16 protein-coding genes are annotated in these 19968 nt (G+C 70.4%); 10 read left to right on the forward strand and 6 right to left on the reverse strand.

Features of this window, described 5'->3' with window-relative positions; translation table 11 throughout:
* Window positions 1–20: 20 nt before the first annotated feature.
* Entirely contained in the window at window positions 21–422 is a 402-nt protein-coding gene (locus C8E96_RS09920) for a VOC family protein (RefSeq protein ID WP_091379949.1), read from the reverse strand.
* A gap of 48 nt (window positions 423–470) precedes the next feature.
* On the opposite strand from C8E96_RS09920, the gene C8E96_RS09925 reads away from it, so the two are divergent.
* Window positions 471–1106, forward strand: coding sequence for an MSMEG_1061 family FMN-dependent PPOX-type flavoprotein (locus C8E96_RS09925; RefSeq protein ID WP_228770084.1), 636 nt, complete (start codon window positions 471–473; stop codon window positions 1104–1106).
* Here C8E96_RS09925 and C8E96_RS09930 read toward each other — a convergent pair.
* The gene (locus C8E96_RS09930) at window positions 1103–2839 is read right to left on the reverse strand and encodes a serine/threonine-protein kinase (protein WP_091379946.1); all 1737 of its coding nucleotides are present in this window, start codon (window positions 2837–2839) and stop codon (window positions 1103–1105) included. The genes C8E96_RS09925 and C8E96_RS09930 overlap by 4 nt on opposite strands.
* Window positions 2836–3651, reverse strand: a complete 816-nt coding sequence (locus C8E96_RS09935) for a hypothetical protein (RefSeq protein ID WP_228770083.1) — start codon at window positions 3649–3651, stop codon at window positions 2836–2838. Before C8E96_RS09935 ends, C8E96_RS09930 begins: the two co-directional genes overlap by 4 nt.
* Before the next feature lie 162 nt (window positions 3652–3813).
* Here C8E96_RS09935 and C8E96_RS33950 point away from each other — a divergent pair, with 162 nt between their 5' ends.
* Window positions 3814–4653: a hypothetical protein gene (locus C8E96_RS33950; RefSeq protein ID WP_228770082.1), complete on the forward strand. Its 840-nt coding sequence runs from the start codon at window positions 3814–3816 to the stop codon at window positions 4651–4653.
* A 122-nt stretch (window positions 4654–4775) separates the two neighbouring features.
* On the opposite strand, the gene C8E96_RS09950 is transcribed toward C8E96_RS33950, so the two are convergent.
* Window positions 4776–5822, reverse strand: a complete 1047-nt coding sequence (locus tag C8E96_RS09950; protein WP_091379943.1) for an LLM class F420-dependent oxidoreductase — start codon at window positions 5820–5822, stop codon at window positions 4776–4778.
* Window positions 5823–5974: 152 nt separating this feature from the next.
* Between C8E96_RS09950 and C8E96_RS09955 the strand changes: the two genes are divergently transcribed.
* Window positions 5975–6973: a LysR family transcriptional regulator gene (locus tag C8E96_RS09955; RefSeq protein WP_091379940.1), complete on the forward strand. Its 999-nt coding sequence runs from the start codon at window positions 5975–5977 to the stop codon at window positions 6971–6973.
* A gap of 4 nt (window positions 6974–6977) precedes the next feature.
* Here C8E96_RS09955 and C8E96_RS09960 read toward each other — a convergent pair whose 3' ends face one another.
* Window positions 6978–7433, reverse strand: a complete 456-nt coding sequence (locus C8E96_RS09960) for a DUF4442 domain-containing protein (protein ID WP_091379937.1) — start codon at window positions 7431–7433, stop codon at window positions 6978–6980.
* A gap of 55 nt (window positions 7434–7488) precedes the next feature.
* Here C8E96_RS09960 and glyA point away from each other — a divergent pair, with 55 nt between their 5' ends.
* The 3 genes from glyA (at window position 7489) to C8E96_RS09975 (ending at window position 10999) form a co-directional block, all read left to right on the forward strand.
* On the forward strand, window positions 7489–8742 hold the full coding sequence (gene glyA / locus C8E96_RS09965; protein ID WP_091379934.1) for a serine hydroxymethyltransferase: 1254 nt from the start codon (window positions 7489–7491) through the stop codon (window positions 8740–8742).
* Between the two features lie 101 nt (window positions 8743–8843).
* Window positions 8844–9368, forward strand: a complete 525-nt coding sequence (locus C8E96_RS09970; protein ID WP_091379931.1) for a MarR family winged helix-turn-helix transcriptional regulator — start codon at window positions 8844–8846, stop codon at window positions 9366–9368.
* The gene (locus tag C8E96_RS09975; protein WP_091379926.1) at window positions 9365–10999 is read left to right on the forward strand and encodes an MDR family MFS transporter; all 1635 of its coding nucleotides are present in this window, start codon (window positions 9365–9367) and stop codon (window positions 10997–10999) included. Before C8E96_RS09970 ends, C8E96_RS09975 begins: the two co-directional genes overlap by 4 nt.
* A 61-nt stretch (window positions 11000–11060) precedes the next feature.
* On the opposite strand, the gene C8E96_RS09980 is transcribed toward C8E96_RS09975, so the two are convergent.
* Window positions 11061–11558 (reverse strand): inorganic diphosphatase, encoded by a 498-nt coding sequence (locus C8E96_RS09980; protein WP_091379924.1) that lies wholly within the window; start codon window positions 11556–11558, stop codon window positions 11061–11063.
* Between the two features lie 426 nt (window positions 11559–11984).
* On the opposite strand from C8E96_RS09980, the gene dacB reads away from it, so the two are divergent.
* From dacB to hpt, 4 genes are read left to right on the forward strand one after another with little or no spacing between them, the layout of a single operon-like run.
* Complete coding sequence (dacB, locus tag C8E96_RS09985) at window positions 11985–17279, forward strand: D-alanyl-D-alanine carboxypeptidase/D-alanyl-D-alanine endopeptidase (protein WP_133794320.1); 5295 nt, start codon at window positions 11985–11987, stop codon at window positions 17277–17279.
* 41 nt (window positions 17280–17320) lie between these two features.
* Complete coding sequence (locus tag C8E96_RS09990; RefSeq protein ID WP_091379911.1) at window positions 17321–18358, forward strand: zinc-dependent metalloprotease; 1038 nt, start codon at window positions 17321–17323, stop codon at window positions 18356–18358.
* Window positions 18355–19320, forward strand: coding sequence for a tRNA lysidine(34) synthetase TilS (gene tilS / locus C8E96_RS09995; protein WP_091379908.1), 966 nt, complete (start codon window positions 18355–18357; stop codon window positions 19318–19320). The genes C8E96_RS09990 and tilS overlap by 4 nt, the downstream gene beginning before the upstream one ends.
* 10 nt (window positions 19321–19330) lie before the next feature.
* The gene (gene hpt, locus C8E96_RS10000) at window positions 19331–19879 is read left to right on the forward strand and encodes a hypoxanthine phosphoribosyltransferase (RefSeq protein ID WP_091380556.1); all 549 of its coding nucleotides are present in this window, start codon (window positions 19331–19333) and stop codon (window positions 19877–19879) included.
* The last annotated feature ends 89 nt before the right edge of the window (window positions 19880–19968 follow it).

Below are 19968 nucleotides of genomic sequence, written 5' to 3' on the forward strand. Positions count from 1 at the left end.
GATCCACGCTCGGCGAAGGATCACTCTCCTGAGTGACCCGGGTGCTCAGTAACGGCGTCGGCGCCGGCGGGTTCCCATAGCTGGACGGGGTTGCCCTCAGGGTCGGCCAAGTCGGCGAACCGCCCGTTCGGATAGGTCTCGCCATGCACCTCGACGTCGATCCCCGCGTCGCGCAGTTGGGCGACCATCGCGTCGAGGTCGCGGACGCGGAAGTTGATGGCCCACCGCTGTTCCGGTCGGCGGAAGTGCTCGGAGTCGGCGGGGAAGGCCGTGAACACCGTGGGGCCGGGCTCCTGGTCCCACGACCGCTCGTCGTAACTCTCCGGCGGGCCAGGGATGCCCAGGTGGGTCTCGTACCAGCGGGTCAGGCCCTCGGGGTCGCGCGATCGGAAGAAGCCGCCGATTCCTGTGACTCGTTCCATAGTCCCTGTCCCCTCTCGGCGGCCCTCGCACCACGTAGTTTGGGGTGAGTGACAGATGATCTGTTCTCCGACGCGATCACCAACACCGACGCACTTCGCGAGATCTACGCGATGCCGACCGGGGTGGCCGCGGACAAGGAGATCCCGGCGCTCGACGAAATGGCGCGCAGGCTGATCGCCTGTTCGCCGCTCGTGTTCCTGGCCAGCGCCGACGCCCAGGGCCGTTGCGACGTGACCCCGCGCGGCGGGCCCGCCGGGTTCGTGTCCGTCCTCGACGACGGCACGGTGGTCATCCCCGACGCCACCGGCAACCGGCGGATCGACGCCCTTCGCAACGTCGTGGAGACCGGGCGGCTCGGGCTGATCTTCCTGATCCCGGGACGCGGGCAGACGCTGCGGGTCAACGGGCGGGCCTGCGTTTCCGCGCGCCCGGACCTGCTGGCCGGGCTGACCAGCGTGGGCAAGCCGCCGCTGTCGGCGCTGGTCGTGGCGCCGGATGAGGTGTTCACCCACTGCCCCAAGGCTTTCGTGCGGTCCGGGGTGTGGAAGCCGGAGACCTGGCCGTCCGCCGATGCCCAGCCCACCCCGGCCGAGGTGTCGCACGCGCACCTCGGCGACCCGAACCTCACGCTCGCGCAGATCGAGCAGGACCAGCTCGACAGCCTGCGCTACCGGCTGGCCTAGGCCGACCGCTTGCGCGCCGACCAAGCCGTCGCCAGCACCAGGCTGGAGGCGGCCAAAGCGCCGACGACCGCCGAGGCGATGCCGTAGGTGAGGGACGGTTCGCGCGTGGTCAGGACCGAGACCAGCAGCCACACGGCGGCACCCACGAGCGCGCCGAGCGGCAGCGCGGTGAAGGGGGCGGCCGGACGGCGGTGGCCTCGGCGCAGGGTGCGCATGGTCGACTCGATGTAGGCCAGGCCGAACAGGCCGAGCAGCAGGCTGCCTGAGCCCATCACGCTCGCCATCGGGTGCTGTTCGCTGACCACGGTGAACCGCTGCACCGGACCGTCGCCGACCTTGATCTCGCCGGTCGCCGCGCCGCCGACCGTCCAGCGCATGAGCGGGTCGGGCGTCATCGTGGCTTGGAATGTGCCGTCCGCGTTCGGCACCACCTTCGGCAGCTTTCGGCCGCCCATCGGGATACCGGCGGCGTTGGCCTCGAGCACGATCTCCGTCGTGCCGGGAGTGGTTTTGCCGGTGATCGTCAACGGTTCGCTCAGGTTGAGTGCCACGGGACCGCTCACGGGCTGGCCGTCGATCGCGAGTCCTTGGCCGTCGGCCTTGTGCTCCAACGTTTCCGGTGCCATGAAGGGCAGGACGGCCAGGACGATCACCAAGACCGCGGCGGCCAGGCCCGGCCACAGCGGCGACGGGCCCTGGCGCATCAGCTCGCTCGCGGGGCGCAGCCCACGGCCGCGGGCTTCGGCGAAGTCGATCGAGCGGGTCGGCTCGTGGACCGTGCCGCGCACCGGTGGGGTGATGATCGTCGCCGCGTCGGGCTGGCGGTGCAGTTGCTGGGTGATGCTGCCCATCACCCGCGGCCCCAGGTGGACCGGCACGCGGGAGCGCTCCAGCCAGCCCGGGCCGAACACCGCGGTCGCCGCCGCGCTGAGGTCGACGGCGAACGCCTCGGCGTCGCGGTAGCGGTGGATTGGATCGCGGGCGAGGCTGCGCATGACCACTGTGGACAGTGGCTCCGGCACCCTCGGCAGCGGCTGCGGGTCGTTGAAGATGCGTTGGCGCATCATGCTTACCGCCCCGCGGGTGCGGTCGTAGGGCAGCTCGCCGCAGAGCAGCTCGTAGAGGACCGTGCCCGCCGCGTACACATCGGCGGCGGGGGAGAGCGGGTTGCCCATGGCCTGTTCCGGCGCGATGTAGGCCGGGGTGCCGAGCACCTCGCCCGCGTGGGTCACCATCGTGGCGCCCTCGCTGACGACCTGGGCGATCCCGAAGTCGGCCACCTTCATCACGCCCGCCGAGGTGAAGAGCAGGTTCTTCGGCTTGACGTCGAGGTGCAGCACCCCCGCCGCGTGCGCCGCGTGCAGCCCGGCGAGCATCGCCAGCGCGATCGCGCACGACTGCTCACCGGTCAGGCCCTCGTCGTGGAACTTCGAGTAGACCGTGCCGCCGTCGAGCTTCTCCATCACCAGCAGGTTGTCGCGGCCGGTCTGCACGTAGTCGTAGACCGGCACGATGTGCGGGTGGTCGAGGCTGGCCAGCACCCGCGCCTCCCGGTCGAACCGGGCGTTGACGTCCGGGTCGCCGATGAGGTCGGCGGGCAGCTGCTTGATCGCCACATGCCTGCCGAGCGAGCGGTGCACGCCTTCGTACACCACGCCCATGCCACCGGAGCCGATCTTGGCGCCGACGCTGTACTGCGGCAGTGCCGAGGCGAGACCCGCGGGTGCGGTCATTCAGGCCACCTTTGGGGCTCGAGGTGCTGGGTCGTGAGGCTCACGGTCCGGCCGTCGTCGGGGACCGGCGCGGCGGCGGGCGCGTCCGGGACCGGGTGCGGAGTCAGGAAGCCCAGGGCCATGGCCACCAGCGCCGCGCCGAGCACGATCGGGATCTCCACCTCGACCTCCGGCGGCACCAAGCGGAGCACGGACAGCGAGACGACCGCGACCAGCCCGGTGCCGATGCCGGCGGGCAGGAAGCGCAGCGCCCGGCGGAACCGGTTGGGGGACAGGCGGTGGCGGGCGAGGGCGAGCAGCGCGCCCGCCCAGGTGATCGCGGTCAGGACCAGCATCGCCAGGCCGAACACGCCGTAGACCGACCAGAACGACCCCTGGACGTCGGCCACGGTCTTCGCGCCGCCGAGCACGTTGCGGTCGTCGTCGAGCAGGGTGACCGAGGTCGGGAGCAGGCCGATCGCCTGGCCATCGAGGTCACGCACGTCGAGCGGGAACGTTCGGGTGGTGCGGCCGCGTGCCGGGACCTCGAACGGGAGCGTGGTGTCGTAGGCGTAGAAGGTCAGGGCGAGCGCCACGCCGGACACCCTGATCAGCCGCACTTTCTGCGGTTTGGATCCGGGGTTCTCGGCCGTGATCGACAGCTCCGCGACCTTGCGGGGGTCGAGCGTGACGGTCCGGCCGTCGATGTTCTTGCCGTCGATGGTGACGGTGACTCTGAGTGGCTCGTCGCCATCCTGGGCGGCGGCTGGGGACGCGCCCAAGACCAGCGCTGCCGTCACAAGGGCAACCGCCGCCGCGATAAGACGTCCCATGGGATAACCCCTAGTTGAACGGGCCCGATTGAGGCGGAATGCTACAGCGAGTCGATACTCGCCGGAGCGTTCCATCGGACGAGGGAAGTAGCCGTGCGCAGTGTTAGACGCTTAGTGGGCATCGTCGTTGCGACAGTTGTCGTGACGCTAGTGGTCCTGCCAGTGACCCAGGCCTCCGCTCAGACGACGGCGCAGCAGCCTTCGCCGACCTACGCGATCAAGCCGAACTACGGGCCGGTGGGCACCCAGTTCACCGCGAGCTGGAGCAACGCGCCCTGCCGCGACATCCGGATCTTGTGGGATGGGGCGCAGATCGCCGCCACTGTCGCGATCAGCGGATCAGTGGGGGCCACGGTGCCTTCGAACGCGGCGGTGGGTTCGCACACCGTCGAATTCTCGTGCTCGGGCAAGACCTCGTTCGGCAAAGCCGCGTTCCGGGTGACCGCGCCCCCGACCACGAGCAGGCCACCGGTCACCACGACCACGAACCCGCCGGTCACCACCACGACCAGGCCCCCGGTCGTCACCACGACGACCCGTCCCCGCCCCACCACGACCACCACGCGGCCGACGACCACCACCACTCCGGTCACCACCACGACGGAGACCACACCCCCGACCACGGACGTCCCCACCACCACGCCCGAGATCACCACGGTCCCCGAGCCCAAGCGGGACCTCAAGCTCGACCGCGAGGCCATCCAGCCCGGCGACTCCCTCGAAGCCACCGGCCGCGGATGTGATCCCAATCACTCCGTCGTGCTCACGTCGGGTGGCGAGAAGGTCGGCGCGACCGTCGCGGACGGGCAGGGCGAGTTCCGGACGAAGGTGCAGTTCGGCAAGATCGTGCCCGGTCGCCACCTGATCGCCGCCGAGTGCGGCATCGTCCTGACCGGCGCCGTCGATCAGCTCGTCACCAGCTCCACCGGCGGCAGCTCGAGCACCTTGGTCATCCTGGTCTTCTTCGTCCTGGCAGGCGCCGCCCTGATCCGTTTCACCTAGGACGTGTCCTGCGGATCATGGCGGGCGCTATTCGCGCCCGCGCGGCCCCGGCCGCACCGCGGGAACGGCCACGGACAACCAGTACGCGACCGTCCCCGCGGCACGGCCAGGAACCACGCGGATCACGAATCCCGCCCACCATGATCCACAGGACGCGCCCCAGACCGCATCGCCCGGAACACCCGCTCCCAGCGAGCGGGGTCCGGCGCGTGCGCGGCCGTCAACGTGATCCGGTGCGCGATATCGCCGTAGCGGCGGACCACCTCGGCGGCCACCTCCTCGGGCGCTCCCACCACGGCGAAGGTGTTCAGCACGTCGTCGTCGATCAGGGCCGCCATCTCGTCCCAGCGGCCGCGCTTGGCCAACGCGTTCAGGTCGTCCTGCAGGTCGCCCCAGCCGTGCAGTTCGAGCACCGGGCGATAGGCCGGGGTGGAGCCGTAGAAGGCGATCTGCTTGCGCACCTCGGCCGCCGCCGTCGCCAGCTCCTCCTCCGACGCCCCGGTCACGACGAACGACGGGCCGCTGATCTCGAAGCCCGCCAACGGTTTCCCCGCCGTGGCCCGGCCGCGCTCGAGCGCGGGCAGCGTGACCTCCCGCAGGTACCGCTCGGTGGTGAAGCTGTGGCACAGCATTCCGTCGGCGACCTCGCCCGCGACCTCGGTCATCCGGGGGCCGACGGCGGCGAGGTAGATCTTCGGGTTGCCGTGCGGGTTGGGGCCCGGGTCGAAGAACGGTGTCATCAGCGTGTGCTTGTAGAACTCGCCGCGGAACGCCAGGCGCTCGCCGGTCTCCCACGTCCGCCAGATCGCGCGGACGGCGAGGACGAACTCCCGCATCCGGGCCGCCGGGCTCGACCACGGCATCCCGAACCGCTTGGTGATGTGCGGCTGGATCTGCGACCCGAGCCCGAGCACGAACCGGCCCTCGGACAACCCATGCAAGTCGTTGGCCTGCACCGCGACCGTCATCGGGTTGCGGGCGAAGGCCACGGCGATCCCGGTGATCAGCTCGATCCGCGAAGTCCGGTCCGCGGCGACGGCCAGCGCGACGAACGGGTCGAGCTGGGTCTCGGCCACCCACGCGCCGTCGTACCCGGCTTCCTCGGCGGCCACGATCGCGTCGGCGGCCTGGGCCACGGTCTTGGCGTAGCCGCCGGAGTCCAGCTTCATCACTTGACCATACAAAGCCCTTCGCCCCGGACCTGGCCGGGTGCGGCCAGTCAGGTCCGGGGCGAACGGCTGCGAACAGCAATGAAGTTGTGTTCGCAATATCGACCGTTCCGGTAGCCGGCTCACATCCGACCGAGGTATCAATTGCTCTTATGGCTGAACTTGAGATCCGTCACCTGCGGGCGATCTGCGCCATCGCCGATGAGGGCAGCGTGTCCCGAGCCGCGATCCGGCTCGGCGTCACCCAGCCCGCGCTCACCGCCCAGTTGCGCTCGATCGAGCGGCTCATCGGCGGCGAGCTGTTCCGGCGTTCGCCCAACGGCAGCGTGCCCACCGAGCTGGGCCGCAGCGTGGTCCGCTCGGCCCGGATCGTGCTGGAGGACATGTCCGCGCTGCTGGCCACGGCCCGCTCACACGTGCGCCAGCCGGGGAAGACGCCGCTGGTCATCGCCTCGACGCCGCTGCTGTTCACCAGCGCGCTGATCGGTGAGCTGCGGGCCTGGTTCGCGGCCGAACTGCGCACCGAGATCGACTCGTCGGCTCCCGCGCTGCTCGATCTCGTCGTCGCCAAGCAGGCCGACCTCGCCATCTTCGAGAAGTTCGAGGGCATGGAGCACCGGACGCTGACCGACGTCGAGGTCCGCACGATCGTCGAGGAGCCGCAGTTCGTGGCCCTCAGTGCGGACAGCCCCCTTGCCGAGCAGGACGAGATCGACCTGGTCGACCTGGCCGACCTCGACTGGGTCGTGCCCCCGCCGGACCAGGACAGCATGCGCCTGCGGTTCCGCTCGACCTGCGAGTCGCTCGGCTTCACCCCGCGCATCACCCACCACGTCACCGAGGGCCGCACGGCAATGGCGCTGGCCGCCGCGGGCGCGGTCTGCCTGGCCCAGCCCGCCTCACTGGGCGGACCCGGCTTCGTCATCCGGCCGCTGCGCGGGTCCGTGCTGAGCGTGCCGGTGGTCGTGGTCATCCGGCTCGACGGGATGTTCGCCGCCCGCAGGCAGGAGGTCTACGCCTGCGTCGCCCACGCCTACCGCTCGATCGTGGAACGCAACCCGACCTACGCGAAGTGGTGGGACAAGCACCCCGAGGCCCACACCGACCTCGACGCCGCCCTCGCGCTTCCCCGTCCCAGCCGACCGAGCTGACGACTCAGGCTTTGATCGGCTTCAAGGTCCACAGCACGGTCATCTCCGCGGTGGTCACGCCCTCGGCGTTGCGGATCGTGCAGTCGACGGCGAACTCGGGGCGCTGTCCGGCGTCGAGTTCGGCGATCACGTCGGCGGCGGGCCTGGTCAGCACTGCCTCCGCAGTCAGGTTGCCGCGCGCGAGCTTCTTGTAGCGGATCTCGGAGCTCACGACCAGCGGGGTCGCGCGACCCATCTGCTCGGAGAACGACGCCAGGCCGACCGCGCCGGACGCCGTCTCGGCCAGCCCGAACATCACCGCCGCGTGCGGCCCGCCGACGTGGTTGCGCTGCTTCTCGACGTCCGTCAGCTCGCACACCACCCGGTCGGCGGCGACCTCGGTGAACTCCACGCCCGCCGTGGTGACCCAGGGGACGGTCTTCTTCATCGCGTCGGCGACCCAGCCATAGTCAGTGCTCATGGAGCGCACATTACTCGCCGGTAACTTGGGTTGGCCACCGCGATAGAATCAGGGCATGCATGAGCCCGCGCTGTCCCACCTCGCCGCGTCCGATCCCGCCATCGCCGAGCTGGTCGAAGGCGAGGCCCGCAGGCAGTTCGAGAAGATCCGGCTCATCGCCTCGGAGAACTACGTCTCCACCGCGGTGCTCGAGGCGACCGGGTCGGTGCTGACGAACAAGTACTCCGAGGGCTACGCGGGCAAGCGCTACTACGAGGGCCAGCAGTACATCGATCAGGTCGAGAAGCTGGCGATCCAGCGGGCCAAGGACGTCTTCGGCGTCGAGCACGCCAACGTGCAGCCGTACTCCGGCTCGCCCGCGAACCTCGCGGTGTACATGGCCCTGGCGAACCCCGGCGACACCGTCATGGGCATGGCGCTGCCCGCGGGCGGGCACCTGACCCACGGCTGGAGCGTCTCCGCCACCGGCAAGTGGTTCCGCGCGGTGCAGTACGGCGTGCGCAAGGACACCGGCCGCGTCGACATGGACGAGGTCCGCGAACTCGCGCTCGCCGAGCGGCCCAAGCTGATCTTCTGCGGCGGCACCGCCATTCCGCGCACGATCGACTTCCCCGCGTTCGCCGAGATCGCCCGCGAGGTCGACGCCGTGCTCGTCGCCGACATCGCCCACATCGCCGGCCTGGTCGCGGGCGGCGCACACCCCTCGCCGGTGGGCCACGCGCAGATCATCTCGACCACCACGCACAAGACCCTGCGCGGACCGCGCGGCGCGATGCTCATGTCCGACGCCGCCCACGCGAAAGCCCTGGACAAAGCCGTGTTCCCCGGCCTGCAGGGCGGCCCGCACAACCACACGACCGCTGCCATCGCCGTGGCGCTCGCCGAGGCCGCCCGGCCGGACTTCCGCGACTACGCGGCCGGGATCGTCGCCAACGCCAAGGCCCTCGCCGACGCGCTGACCGAGCGCGGCTTCGACCTGGTCTCCGGCGGCACCGACAACCATCTGATCCTCGTCGACCTGACCAGCAAGGGCGTCGCGGGCAAGCCCGCCGCGCAGGCGCTGGACCGCGCGGGCATCGAGCTGAACTACAACTCCGTGCCCTTCGACCCGCGCAAGCCCTTCGACCCGTCCGGCATCCGCCTCGGCACCGCCGCGATCACCACCCGCGGCCTGGGCGTCGAGCAGATGCCGCAGCTCGCGGCGTGGATCGACCGCGCGGTGGGCGCGAGCGACGAGGCCGAGATCGACGCCGTGGCCGCTGAGGTGCGCGAACTACTCGCCGGCTACCCGATGCCGGGCTGGATCTGACGCGAGCGGCGTCACACGAAAAACAAGTTGCATGCACCAACTTAAAAGTGCATGCTTGCATCGACCAACTAATTGGATGATGCAAGCAAGTAGGAGCAGTCATGGCCGCCTCGGAAGTCGAGACAGCGCCGCTCAGTGACCGCGATCTGGACAACGGCCAGCGGCTGGCGAGCGTGCTCTTCGCGTTCGGCAAACAGCAGGCCACCGTTTCGGCGCGGATGAGCAAGGCGGGCGTCGACCGCTCCGCGATCATCGTCCTGAAGACACTGGTGATGCTGGGCCCGGTCCGGTCGAGTGTGCTCGCGGGGGCGATCCACTCCGATCCTTCGACGGTCAGCCGCCAGGTCGCCACCCTGGTCAAAGACGGCCTTGTAGAGCGCCGCGCGGACCCGGAAGACGGCCGCGCCAGCCTGCTGGCCGCCACCAATGAAGGCCTGGCCCTCCTGGAAGCCAACCGGGCACGGTTCGCCGTGTCCCTGGCCCGGATGGTCCGCCACTGGGAACCCGCTGACCTCGACCAGTTCATCGAGCTGTTCGAACGATTCCTCAGCGACCACAACGACTACCTACCGACTCTGATCAGCGAATGCGCCCAACCGGTGCGTTCGGAAGGGGGGAACCAATGACCGCACCGACGACCTCGGCCGCCGCTCCAGGGCAACTGACCCACCGGCAGATCCTCACGGTTCTGTCCGGCCTCATGCTCGGCATGCTGCTCGCCGCGCTGGACCAGACGATCATGGCCTCGGCCATGAAGACCATCGCCGACCAGCTGCACGGCCAAACGATCCAGGCGTGGGCGACCACCGCCTACCTGATCACGGCCACCATCTCGACCCCGCTCTACGGGAAGCTGTCCGACATCTTCGGCCGCAAGCCGATGTACCTGACGGCGATCTCGTTCTTCCTGCTCGGCTCGGTTCTCTCCGGCATCGCGGGCTCCATGTACGAACTCGCCGCCTACCGTGCGGTGCAGGGTCTCGGCGCGGGCGGTCTGATGTCGCTGGCGCTGGCGATCATCGCCGACATGGTCGCTCCCCGGGAGCGCAGCAAGTACCAGAGCTACTTCATGGCCGTGTGGGGACTGTCCAGTGTCGCCGGACCGGTCGTCGGCGGATTCTTCGCCGGGCTGAGCAGCTTCGCGGGCATCGAGGGCTGGCGCTGGGTGTTCCTGCTCAACGTGCCGATCGCCCTGGTCGCGCTGGCCGTCGTGGCCCGGCACCTGAACGTGCCGCACAAGCCGGTTCCGCAGAAGGTCGACTACCTCGGCGCCATCCTGCTGACCGTCGGCCTGGTGCCGCTGCTGATCATCGCCGAGCAGGGCCGCCAGTGGGGCTGGGCCTCCGGGCGCGCCCTCGCGATGTACGGCATCGGCGTGGTCGGGCTCGTCGCGTTCTGGTTCAACGAGCGCCGGATGGGCGACGCGGCGCTGCTGCCGCTGCGGCTGTTCGGCAGGCAGTTCTCGCTGATCAACGCGGTCAACTTCGTCATGGGTGTCGGCATGTTCGGCATGATGATGTCGCTGCCGCTGTACCTGCAGATCGTCAAGGGCGCGTCGCCGACCGAGTCGGGTCTGATGACGCTGCCGCTGACCTTCGGCATCCTCGCGGCCGCGATCATCAGCGGCCGGATGATCAGCCGGACCGGCCGGTACCGGATCTACCCGATCGTCGGACTCGGGCTGACCGCCGCGTCGCTGTTCCTGTTCGCGCAGATCGGCGTCGACACCCCGCTGTGGGCGACCATGCTGATCATGGTGCTGGCGGGCGCGGGCCTCGGCCTGTGCATGCAGCCGCTGATCCTGGCCATCCAGAACGACGTGGACCCGCGGGACATCGGCGTGGCCACCTCCACGGCGACGTTCTTCCGGTCCATCGGCGGCACGGTCGGCACCGCGGTGTTCCTGTCCATCCTGTTCACCGTGGTCGGCGACCGGATCTCCGACGCGTTCGGCTCGGTGCGCACCGACCCGGCGTTCACCGAGGCGCTCACGCAGAACCCGCAGTTCGCGGGGTCGCTGCAGGGTGGGATCGACCTGAACAACACGTCGTTCCTGAACACCCTGGACCCGACGCTCGCCCGGCCGATCCTGACCGGGTTCTCCAGCTCGCTGGACACGGTGTTCCTGGTCGGCGGGGTCGTGGTGCTGGCGGCGTTCGCGCTGATCTGGTTCCTCAAGGAGACGCCGCTGTCGACCAAGTCCGGCCTGCAGCGGATCGCCGAGGAGGACGCGCCAGTACCGGTCGCGGTGCACTGAGCTTTGTTCTGACAGCGAGAAGCCCCGCGCGGCGTTGCCGTGCGGGGCTTCTCGGCGTGGATCAGTGCGGCAGGCCGCCTTCGTCCTTGAGTCGCTTGTACGACCGGTGGATCTCCGCCTCGGCCTCGGTGCGGCCGACCCAGCTCGCGCCTTCGACGCTCTTGCCGGGCTCGAGGTCCTTGTAGACCTCGAAGAAGTGCTGGATCTCCAGGCGGTGGTACTCCGCCAGGTGGTGGATGTCGCGCAGGTGCTCGGTCCGCGGGTCGTGCGCCGGGACGCACAGAACCTTGTCGTCGCCACCCTTCTCGTCGGTCATGCGGAACATGCCGATCGCGCGGGCGCGGATGAGGCAACCGGGGAAGGTCGGCTCCTGCACCAGGACCAACGCGTCCAGGGGGTCACCGTCCTCACCGAGGGTGTTGTCCACAAAGCCGTAGTCGGCCGGGTACTGCGTGGCGGTGAACAGGGTGCGGTCGAGCTTGATGCGCCCCGACTCATGGTCCATCTCGTACTTGTTTCGATTTCCCTTGGGGATCTCGATGGTGACGTCGAACTCCACGCCGTCCCTCAATCGTCTCGGCTGTCCTCGTTACGCCACTAGTGTGGACCACGGCGTCCCGATGGCCCGAACCGAACTGGGTCCGCCGGGGTGTGAGATTCAGCGGGGGGTAGGGGAGGAACGCGGGTGCCCGAGCACGGCCAGTCGGCTCGACCGAACCGACGCACATCTCAAACGCAGGGCTCTGACCAGCAGGAACGTGAGGATCTCGCTGATTCCGCCGTTCCCGCGTGGCCCGCGGGCGAGGACGAACTGTGGCCGTCCCTCGACGACGACGAGGTCCCCGCCGCGCCGAAGTCAGCTGACCACGCGCCGTTACGTGATGAGACCCACGTCGAAAAGACCCCCGAAACTTCCCCAGAGACAACCACCCGGCCGAGTGAATCCGCGGAAAACTTCGCCTGGCCGACAGCCGATTCGGTCGCTGTGGGTGAGTCCGAGCCGCCCACGGAGGCCGCGTGGCCAACGGCGGACGGCGTCGAGGGCTTCCCGTCGGTCGACCCGGACCCGATCCCGGGCCTCGCGGACGACCACGGGTTCCCGGTGGCGGACCCGGAGTCGCCGGTCTCCGAGGTGGAATCCGCCGAGGCGCCGCTGACCGGGGCTGAGGCCGATCGGGTAGATGAGGCCGCTGAATCCGAGCCGGTGCCAGACACTCCCGCCGAGCCTGACCGGCCCCCGGTCTCCGAGCCCCCGGCCTCCGAGACGACGGTCGACGAGGCGCAGGACGTCGACGAGGTCGTTGGCGAGCAGGCGTCCGCAGGCGATGAACCGGGCGGGTCGCACAAGTCGCCGACTGGTGATGAGCAGGCGCCGGAGGACGGGGAGGCTGCCGAGGAAGCGCCTGGTGGCGAGCAGGCCGTTGTCGATGAGTCGCGGGTTGAGGATGAGCCTGAGGTAGACGAGCAGGCTTCGGTCCACGGCGAACCTGTCTCCGTCGACAAGCCACCGGTTGCAGACGACCCATCGGTTATTGACGAGCCGCTGGTTGTTGACCAGGTGTCGGAGGTTGACGAAGCGCCGGTTGCAGACGACCCATCGGTCGTTGACGAGGTGCCGGTTGTTGACGAGGTGCCGGTTGCAGACGACCCATCGGTCGTTGACGAGGTGCCGGTTGTTGACGAGGTGCCGGTTGTCGATGACCCATCGGTTGTGGACGGGCTGCCCGTTGTTGACCAGGTGTCGGAGGTTGACGAGGCACCGGTTGAAGACCCGGCGTTGGGCGCGGTTGAGGCGTCGGCTGTTGACGAGCCGTCAGTCGTGGATGAGCTGCCGGATGCTGACGAGGCGTCGGTTGTTGATCACGCCTCGGGTGTTGACGAGGTGCCGGACGTTGACGAGGTGCCGGTTGTTGACCATGCGTCGGTTGTCGACGAGCCGACGGTTGTCGGTGAGACGGTGGTCATCGAAGAACCCGACCAGTCGGGCGATGAGCCATCGGTTGACGACTCCGGGATCGATGCGACGGGCGCCGACTCAGGCGGCCCCGAGCCTGAGCCGTCGGCGACGGACGTACCCGACGTCGCCACCACGCCCGAGGTGGCGAGCCACGACAGTTCGGTAGTCGAGGAGTCTGCGGGCGACTCCGGCGCGGATTTGGGGCCGGCCACCGAGACGTCTCGGCTGCAGGTTCCCGAGGGCAAGACCATTCCCACCCGCAGGCCGACCGTGCCTCCGCTGCCGGTCCCGCCGCCGACCGTCGTCCGCGCACCGCTGCCACGGCCGACCACGCCCAAGCGCCCGCCGCGCCAGCCCGCCCCCCAGGCCACGGCCAACACGGCCGAGACCACCCAGTTCATCGCCCGGCCGTCCCTACCCCAGCCGCCCGCCCGCCCCGTCCAGCAGCCTCGGCAGCCCGCCCGCCCCACTGGCCCGGACCTCGCCGCGTCGCGACCGGACGACGCCGCCGGGTCTGAGGTAGCCGACGATCGGCCGGATCGCGGCACAGGCGTTGCTGAAAGCACGACCTACTTCAGGCCGGTTCAGCGCCCGCGGACCGATGAGTCGCCCGCAGGTGCGGTCGAGCAAGCGCCCGCCGCGGAGGACCCGAGCGAACCCGCCGACGCCCCGCTCACCGAGCCGACTCCCGAGGCGGAAGACACAACCTCCGCCGACACGGTCCGACAGCCGGAACTCGAAGAGGCCCAGTCCCTCGAGCCCGCCGAACCCCCAGTCGAGCAGAGCCCCGCCGCCGAGGGCACGACATTCCTCGCGCCGGTTCGCCGTCCGGACGAGACCCAGCCGCCCGAGGTGGATGGTTCCGAGTTCGGCCTGGTTGACGCGGCGCCGGTTGGTGATTCGGATGGGGCCCAGTCGCCCGAGGCGGATGGTTCCGGCGGAGACCGTGGGGGAGCCGAGTTCGACCTGGATGAGGCCGCGCCGGTTCGTGATTCGGATGGGGCCCAGTCGCCCGAGGCGGATGCCTTCGACGGAGACCGTGGGGGAGCCGAGTTCGGCCCGGTTGACGCGGCGCCGGTTGGTGATCCGGATCAGGCCCAGCCGACCGAGGCGGATGGTTCCGACGAGGACCGCTCGGCAGTCGAGTACAGGCCGGATGAGGTCGCCGCCTCGGCGGGTGGGGAACCGGGGGCGGAGGGGACGACCTTTGTCGAGCCCGTTCGTCGCTCGGACGTGGCCCAGTCGTCTGGGGCGGAGGCCTTCGACGGGGATCGGCGGGGTGCCGAGTACGGCTCGGATGAGGACGCCACCTCGACGGTTGGGGCGGAAGGTACGACTTTTGTCGCGCCGGTTCGTCGTTCGGATGAGGTTCAGTCGCCTGAGGTGGATGGTTCCGATGAGGACCGCCCGGGAGTCGAGCAACGTTCGGATGACGGTGCCGACTCCACGCTTGGCGAGCAGGTTTCCGTTGCGGAGGCGACGACCTTCGTCGCGCCGGTTCGTCGGTCGGAAGAAGTCCTGCCTGCTGACGGGGACTGGCGTCGCACTGATTCCGGTGAGGATCGGGCGGCGGGCGATTCCCCGGTAGCCGAAAGCACCACCTATTTCGCGCCGGTTCGGCGGCCCGAGGAGGCTGAGCCGCTCGAAACGGGTCGGCCGGGTGACGCACCTTCGGTGGTCGACGGCGATTCCGCGGTCGAGCAGGTTGCCGCCGCGGAAAGCACCACCTATTTCGCGCCGGTTCGGCGATCGGACGACGAGGCGCCGCGCCGGACCGACTGGCGACGCTCTGATTCCGAAGGGGACCACTCCGCCGGGGATCGCTCCTTTGAGGACAGTGCTCGATCGGGCGCCGATGCTGCGGGTGCGGAAGCGGACGAGGCTGCTCCGGCAGCTGTCCAGGATTCGCCGTGGTCGATCGTGGAGCCGGTCGATCAAGGTCAGGGGTCCGAGTCCTGGCGCACTGAGGGGCGTCCCGACGCCACGACCCCAGGACCCGCAACGCAGGACCCGGCCTGGCGCGGGCCTGGCCCGGACCTGATCGAGGACCGGACCTGGCAGTCCACCGAGAACGCCGCGTTCGAAGCGGGAACCACCTACCTCGACCTGTCCCGCCTGCCCGCCGCCGAGCGACCCGGCGCCGGGCTCGAGACGCCGCGGACCGACTCGTTCGGCAGGCCCTATCCGCCGCGCCCCCAGGACACGCAACGCCACCCCGGCGACTCTGATCTCGCCCGGCCGGACCAGCGCCACCCCGACGAGGCGCCCCGCTGGGACCAGACCCGTTCCGCCGACGCCGGTTTCGCCCCCGGCATGGCACGCCCCGACCAGCTCCGTCCGGACCCGCGCCGACCCGACGCCCGGCCTGATGGCCGGTTGGACAGCCAGCCTGACCGTCGACCGGACAGCTGGGCCGACAACCGACCCGATGGCCGGTTGGACAGCCAGCCTGACCGTCGACCGGACAGCTGGGCCGACAACCGACCTGATAGCCGGCTGGACACCCAGCCCGGCACCCGACCGGGCAGTTGGACCGGCGACCGACCTGATGCGCGGCTGGACACCCAGCCCGGCAGCCGACCCGATGGCCGACTGGACAGCAGGCCAGACAGCCGGCCCGGCAGCCGACCCGACGGTCAGCCCGACCAGCGCCACCCCCACGAGGGCTTCAACCAGCCGCGCCACCCCGGCCAGGGCCACCCGGCACCCCACCGCGGCCCCCAGGCCTACGACCCCACCCGCCGGGTCGGCCCGCAGTCCTACCCCGCGATGGAGCCCGCGCAGGTCCGCCCCCGCTCCGGCCCCGATTCGCTCCGCCGTGAACCGGTCAACCCGGCCGACGTCGACTCGATCCGCGATGCCCCCGGCTTCACCCTCGCCGGCGATCACCCGAAGCCCGAAGACCGGGCGAAGCCCGAAGACCGGCCTGAGCCCCGCAAGCGCAAGGGCCTGCTCGTCGGCGGCGTCATCGCCGCGGTGCTCGCGCTCGCGGCGGGTACCGTGGTCGCCGTGCCCGGTCTCGCCGCCAAGATCGGGCTGGCCGGCGCCGACGAGGTCGACATCGCCCCGCCCGCGCCTGCCGTCCAGTTCAGCCCGACCCTGCGCGGCCCCGGCTCCGACGTCCCGGCGCCCACCGCCGCGGGCGTGCAGGCCGCGCTCGCCGGTCCCGCGGGCAATCCCGCCTTGGGCACGCTCACCGGCACGGTGATCGACCCGGCTTCCGGTGAGGTCCTCTTCGCGCGGAACCCGACCACCGCGATGGTCCCCGCCTCGACGACGAAGCTGCTCACCTCCGCCGCCGCCCTGCTCGCGCTGCCGCACGCCGAGCAGTTGACGACTCGCGTGGTGGCGGGGGAGAAGCCGGGCTCGGTGATCATCGTCGGCGGCGGCGACCCGACGCTTTCCTCGCTGCCGCAAGGGAAGAACTCCGTCTACCCCGGCGCCGCGCACCTCGATGACTTGGTCGCCCAGGTCAAGGCGGCCGGACCCGTCGACACCGTCTACGTCGACCTCGGCCGCTACTCCGGCGACCTCGTCGCGCCCAGCTGGGATCCCGTCGACGTCCGCGCGGGCTACATCTCGCCGATCGTCCCCGCCATGCTCGACGGCGCCCGGGCCGACCCGACGAAGGCTGTCTCACCACGGTCGGACAACCCCGCTCGCACGCTGGCCGAGGCGTTCGCCAAGCGGATCGGCGCCAGTGTCCCCGCGAAGGCTCAGGCGACCGCCGCGCCCGGGGCCAAGGTGCTCGGGGAGGTGCGGTCGGCGCCCGTCGTCGAGTTGGTCGACAACACCTTGCAGAGTTCCGACAACGTGCTCGCCGAGACCCTCTCCCGGGAGGTCGCGCGGGCCACGAACCAGGAGACCTCGTTCGCCGGTGGCACCAAAGCCATCATAGAAACGTTGCGCAGCAACGGTTTCGACGTCACCGGAGTGTCCCTTAGCGACGCGAGCGGGATGTCCGGGCAGAACAAGGTCACCGCCGCGTTGCTCGCCGAGGTGCTCAAGGTCGCCGCCGCCCCCGAAGGGTCCGACCCGCGAATCGACAAGCTGCGCCCACTGCTCGGCGGGCTTCCCGTGGCGGGCGGTAGCGGCACACTCGCGAACCGCTACACCGAGGGCGCCGCGGCGGGCAGGGGCTGGGTGCGGGCCAAGACCGGGACGCTGCCCGCGCTGCAGGTCAATTCGCTGGCGGGCGTCGTGCTCGACAAGGACGGCAGGCTCCTGGTGTTCGCCCTGATGACCAACGCCTCGAACACCCTGCAGGCCCAGCCCGCGCTCGACGTGCTCGCTGCCACGCTTCGCCAATGCGGGTGCCGATAACGGGTAGCGTCGCGGGTGTGAACGCGGCGACCAGTGCGGACATGGCCGGGTCGACAGGCGAGGTATCGCCGGTCGACTGGGATCTGGCGGTCTCGACCGCCCAGCGCCTGGTGCGCTCGGGCCCGGTGGTGAGCCGCGAGGAGGCCGAGCAGACGGTCGCCCACCTGCGCGGGATCACCACGGTGGCCGAGGGTCACGTGCGTGAACTCACCGGCCTGGGGCTCGACCTGCCGCTGCTCGAAGGCGACGTGGTCGACCGCGACGGCTGGGTCGAGGCGGCCGTGGACAGCATCGCCGCGCTCACCGCGGGCGCCCTGCCGCAGCGGCCCGGCAAGGTCGCGGGCAGCGTCCTCGCGGCCAGCGCGGGGCTGCAAGCGGGCATGGTCCTGGCCTACCTCGGCAGCCGCGTCCTCGGCCAGTACGACCCGTTCGGCGGCGGCAGCGGAAGGCTGCTGCTCGTCGCGCCCAACATCGTCGCCGCTCAGCGGGCCCTGGACGTGCCGTCCGACGACTTCCAGATGTGGGTCTGCCTGCACGAATGCACCCACCGGCTGCAGTTCACCGCGGTCGACTGGCTGCGCGAGTACTTCCGCGACCAGGTCGCGACCTTCATCAGCGGGCTCGACGACAGCGCGAACAACGCCTTCACCAGGCTGCCCGAGGTCCTCAAGGCCGCGCGGTCCCGCCCGGACCCGGTGGGGATCATGGAGCTGCTCCAGTCGCCCGAGCAGCGCGAGATCTTCGACCGGCTCATCGCGCTGTCGACCCTGCTCGAAGGCCACGCCGACCACGTGATGGACGCCGTCGGGCCGCTGGTGGTGCCCAGCGTCGCCACCATCCGCGAGCGCTTCACCGTGCGCAGGCGCGGCGGCGGCATCCTCGACCGCGTGCTGCGCACCCTCCTCGGCGTCGACGCGAAGATGAAGCAGTACGCCGAGGGCGCGCGGTTCACCAAGCACGTCGTCGACGCGGTCGGCATGGACGGCTTCAACAGGGTGTGGACCTCGCCGGACACCCTGCCGCTGCGCTCGGAGATCACCGACCCGGACGCCTGGCTGCGGCGAGTCGCGCACCAGTGACCGGCAAGCCCCACCCCGCGGTCGCCGAGGTCCGGCTGGCCGTCCGCAAGCTGCTCACCGAAGCGAGCCCCGAGTCGCACGTCTGCGTCGCGGTCTCCGGCGGCGCCGACTCGCTCGCCCTCGCCGCCGCTACCCAACATGTCGGGTCGCGAATGGGCTTGCGTGTCGTCGGCCTGACCGTCGACCACGGACTGCAAGAGGCCTCGGCCGACACCGCTAAGCGAACCGCGGACCAACTGACTGACCTCGGCCTCGACGACGTGCGCGTGCTGCCCGTCGTCGTCTCCGGCGCCGGGGGCCTGGAGGCAGCCGCCCGACGGGCCCGCTACGCCGCTCTACGCGCGGGGTCCGACGGCGGCCTCGTCCTGCTCGGCCACACCCGCGACGACCAGGCGGAAACCGTCCTGCTCGGGCTCGGCCGCGGATCCGGCCCGCGTTCCATCGCCGGGATGCGCGCCATCGACCCGCCCTGGGGCAGGCCGCTGCTCGACGTCACGCGCCAGACCACCGAGGCCGCGTGCGCCGCCCTCGGGCTGACCCCGTGGCAGGACCCGCACAACGTCGACGGCCGGTTCACCCGCGTCCGCCTGCGCCGCGAGGTCCTGCCGCTGCTCGAGGACGTCCTCAACGGCGGTGTCAGCGCCGCCCTCGCGCGTACCGCCGCGCAACTGCGTGAGGACCTCGCCGCCCTGGACGACCTCGCGGCGGACCTCCTCGAAGCCGCCGCGGACGGCGAAGACCTGCGAGTGGCGGACCTCACATCCGTGCCCCCGGCGCTGCGCAGGCGGGTCCTGCGCACCTGGCTCACCCGCGCGGGCACACCCGAACTGACCGACGCGCATCTCCGCGCCACCGACGAGCTTGTCGGAAACTGGCGAGGCCAGGGTGGGATCGCCCTGCCGGGCGGCTTGGTGGCGAGGCGCGCGCATGGCAGGCTGATTTGCGACAAGCATGACCGTTGAGAGGGGCACCGTGTACGACGGCGACATCGCCTCCGTGTTGATCACCGAACAGCAGATCGGCGAGAAGGTAGCGGAGCTGGCCAAGCAGGTCGCCGACGACTACCCGGAGAACGGCACCGACCTGGTGCTGGTGGGAGTCCTCAAGGGCGCGGTCATGTTCATGACCGACTTCGCCCGCGCGCTTCCCGTGCCGGTCCAGCTGGAATTCATGGCCGTCAGCTCCTACGGCTCGGCCACCTCGTCCTCCGGCGTGGTCCGCATCCTCAAGGACCTCGACCGCGACATCGCGGGCCGCGACGTGGTGATCGTCGAGGACATCATCGACTCCGGCCTCACCCTGTCCTGGCTGCTCAAGAACCTCGCTTCGCGTAACCCGAAGTCCCTTGAGGTCGTCACGCTGCTGCGCAAGCCGGACGCGGTGACGGTGGACGTCCCGGTGAAGTACGTCGGCTTCGAGATCCCGAACGAATTCGTCGTCGGGTACGGCCTGGACTTCGCCGAGCGCTACCGCGACCTGCCCTACATCGGCACCCTCGACCCGAAGGTCTACACGTCGTAACCCTGACCTGGGAACTGACAGCGCCCAGTCGGCGTTGACAACGATGGACCCCTCACCGGGCTTCATTCGGTGAGGGGGACAAAGCGGGC

Origin of the sequence: Actinokineospora alba (assembly GCF_004362515.1) — a bacterium.
Lineage (GTDB): Bacteria > Actinomycetota > Actinomycetes > Mycobacteriales > Pseudonocardiaceae > Actinokineospora > Actinokineospora alba.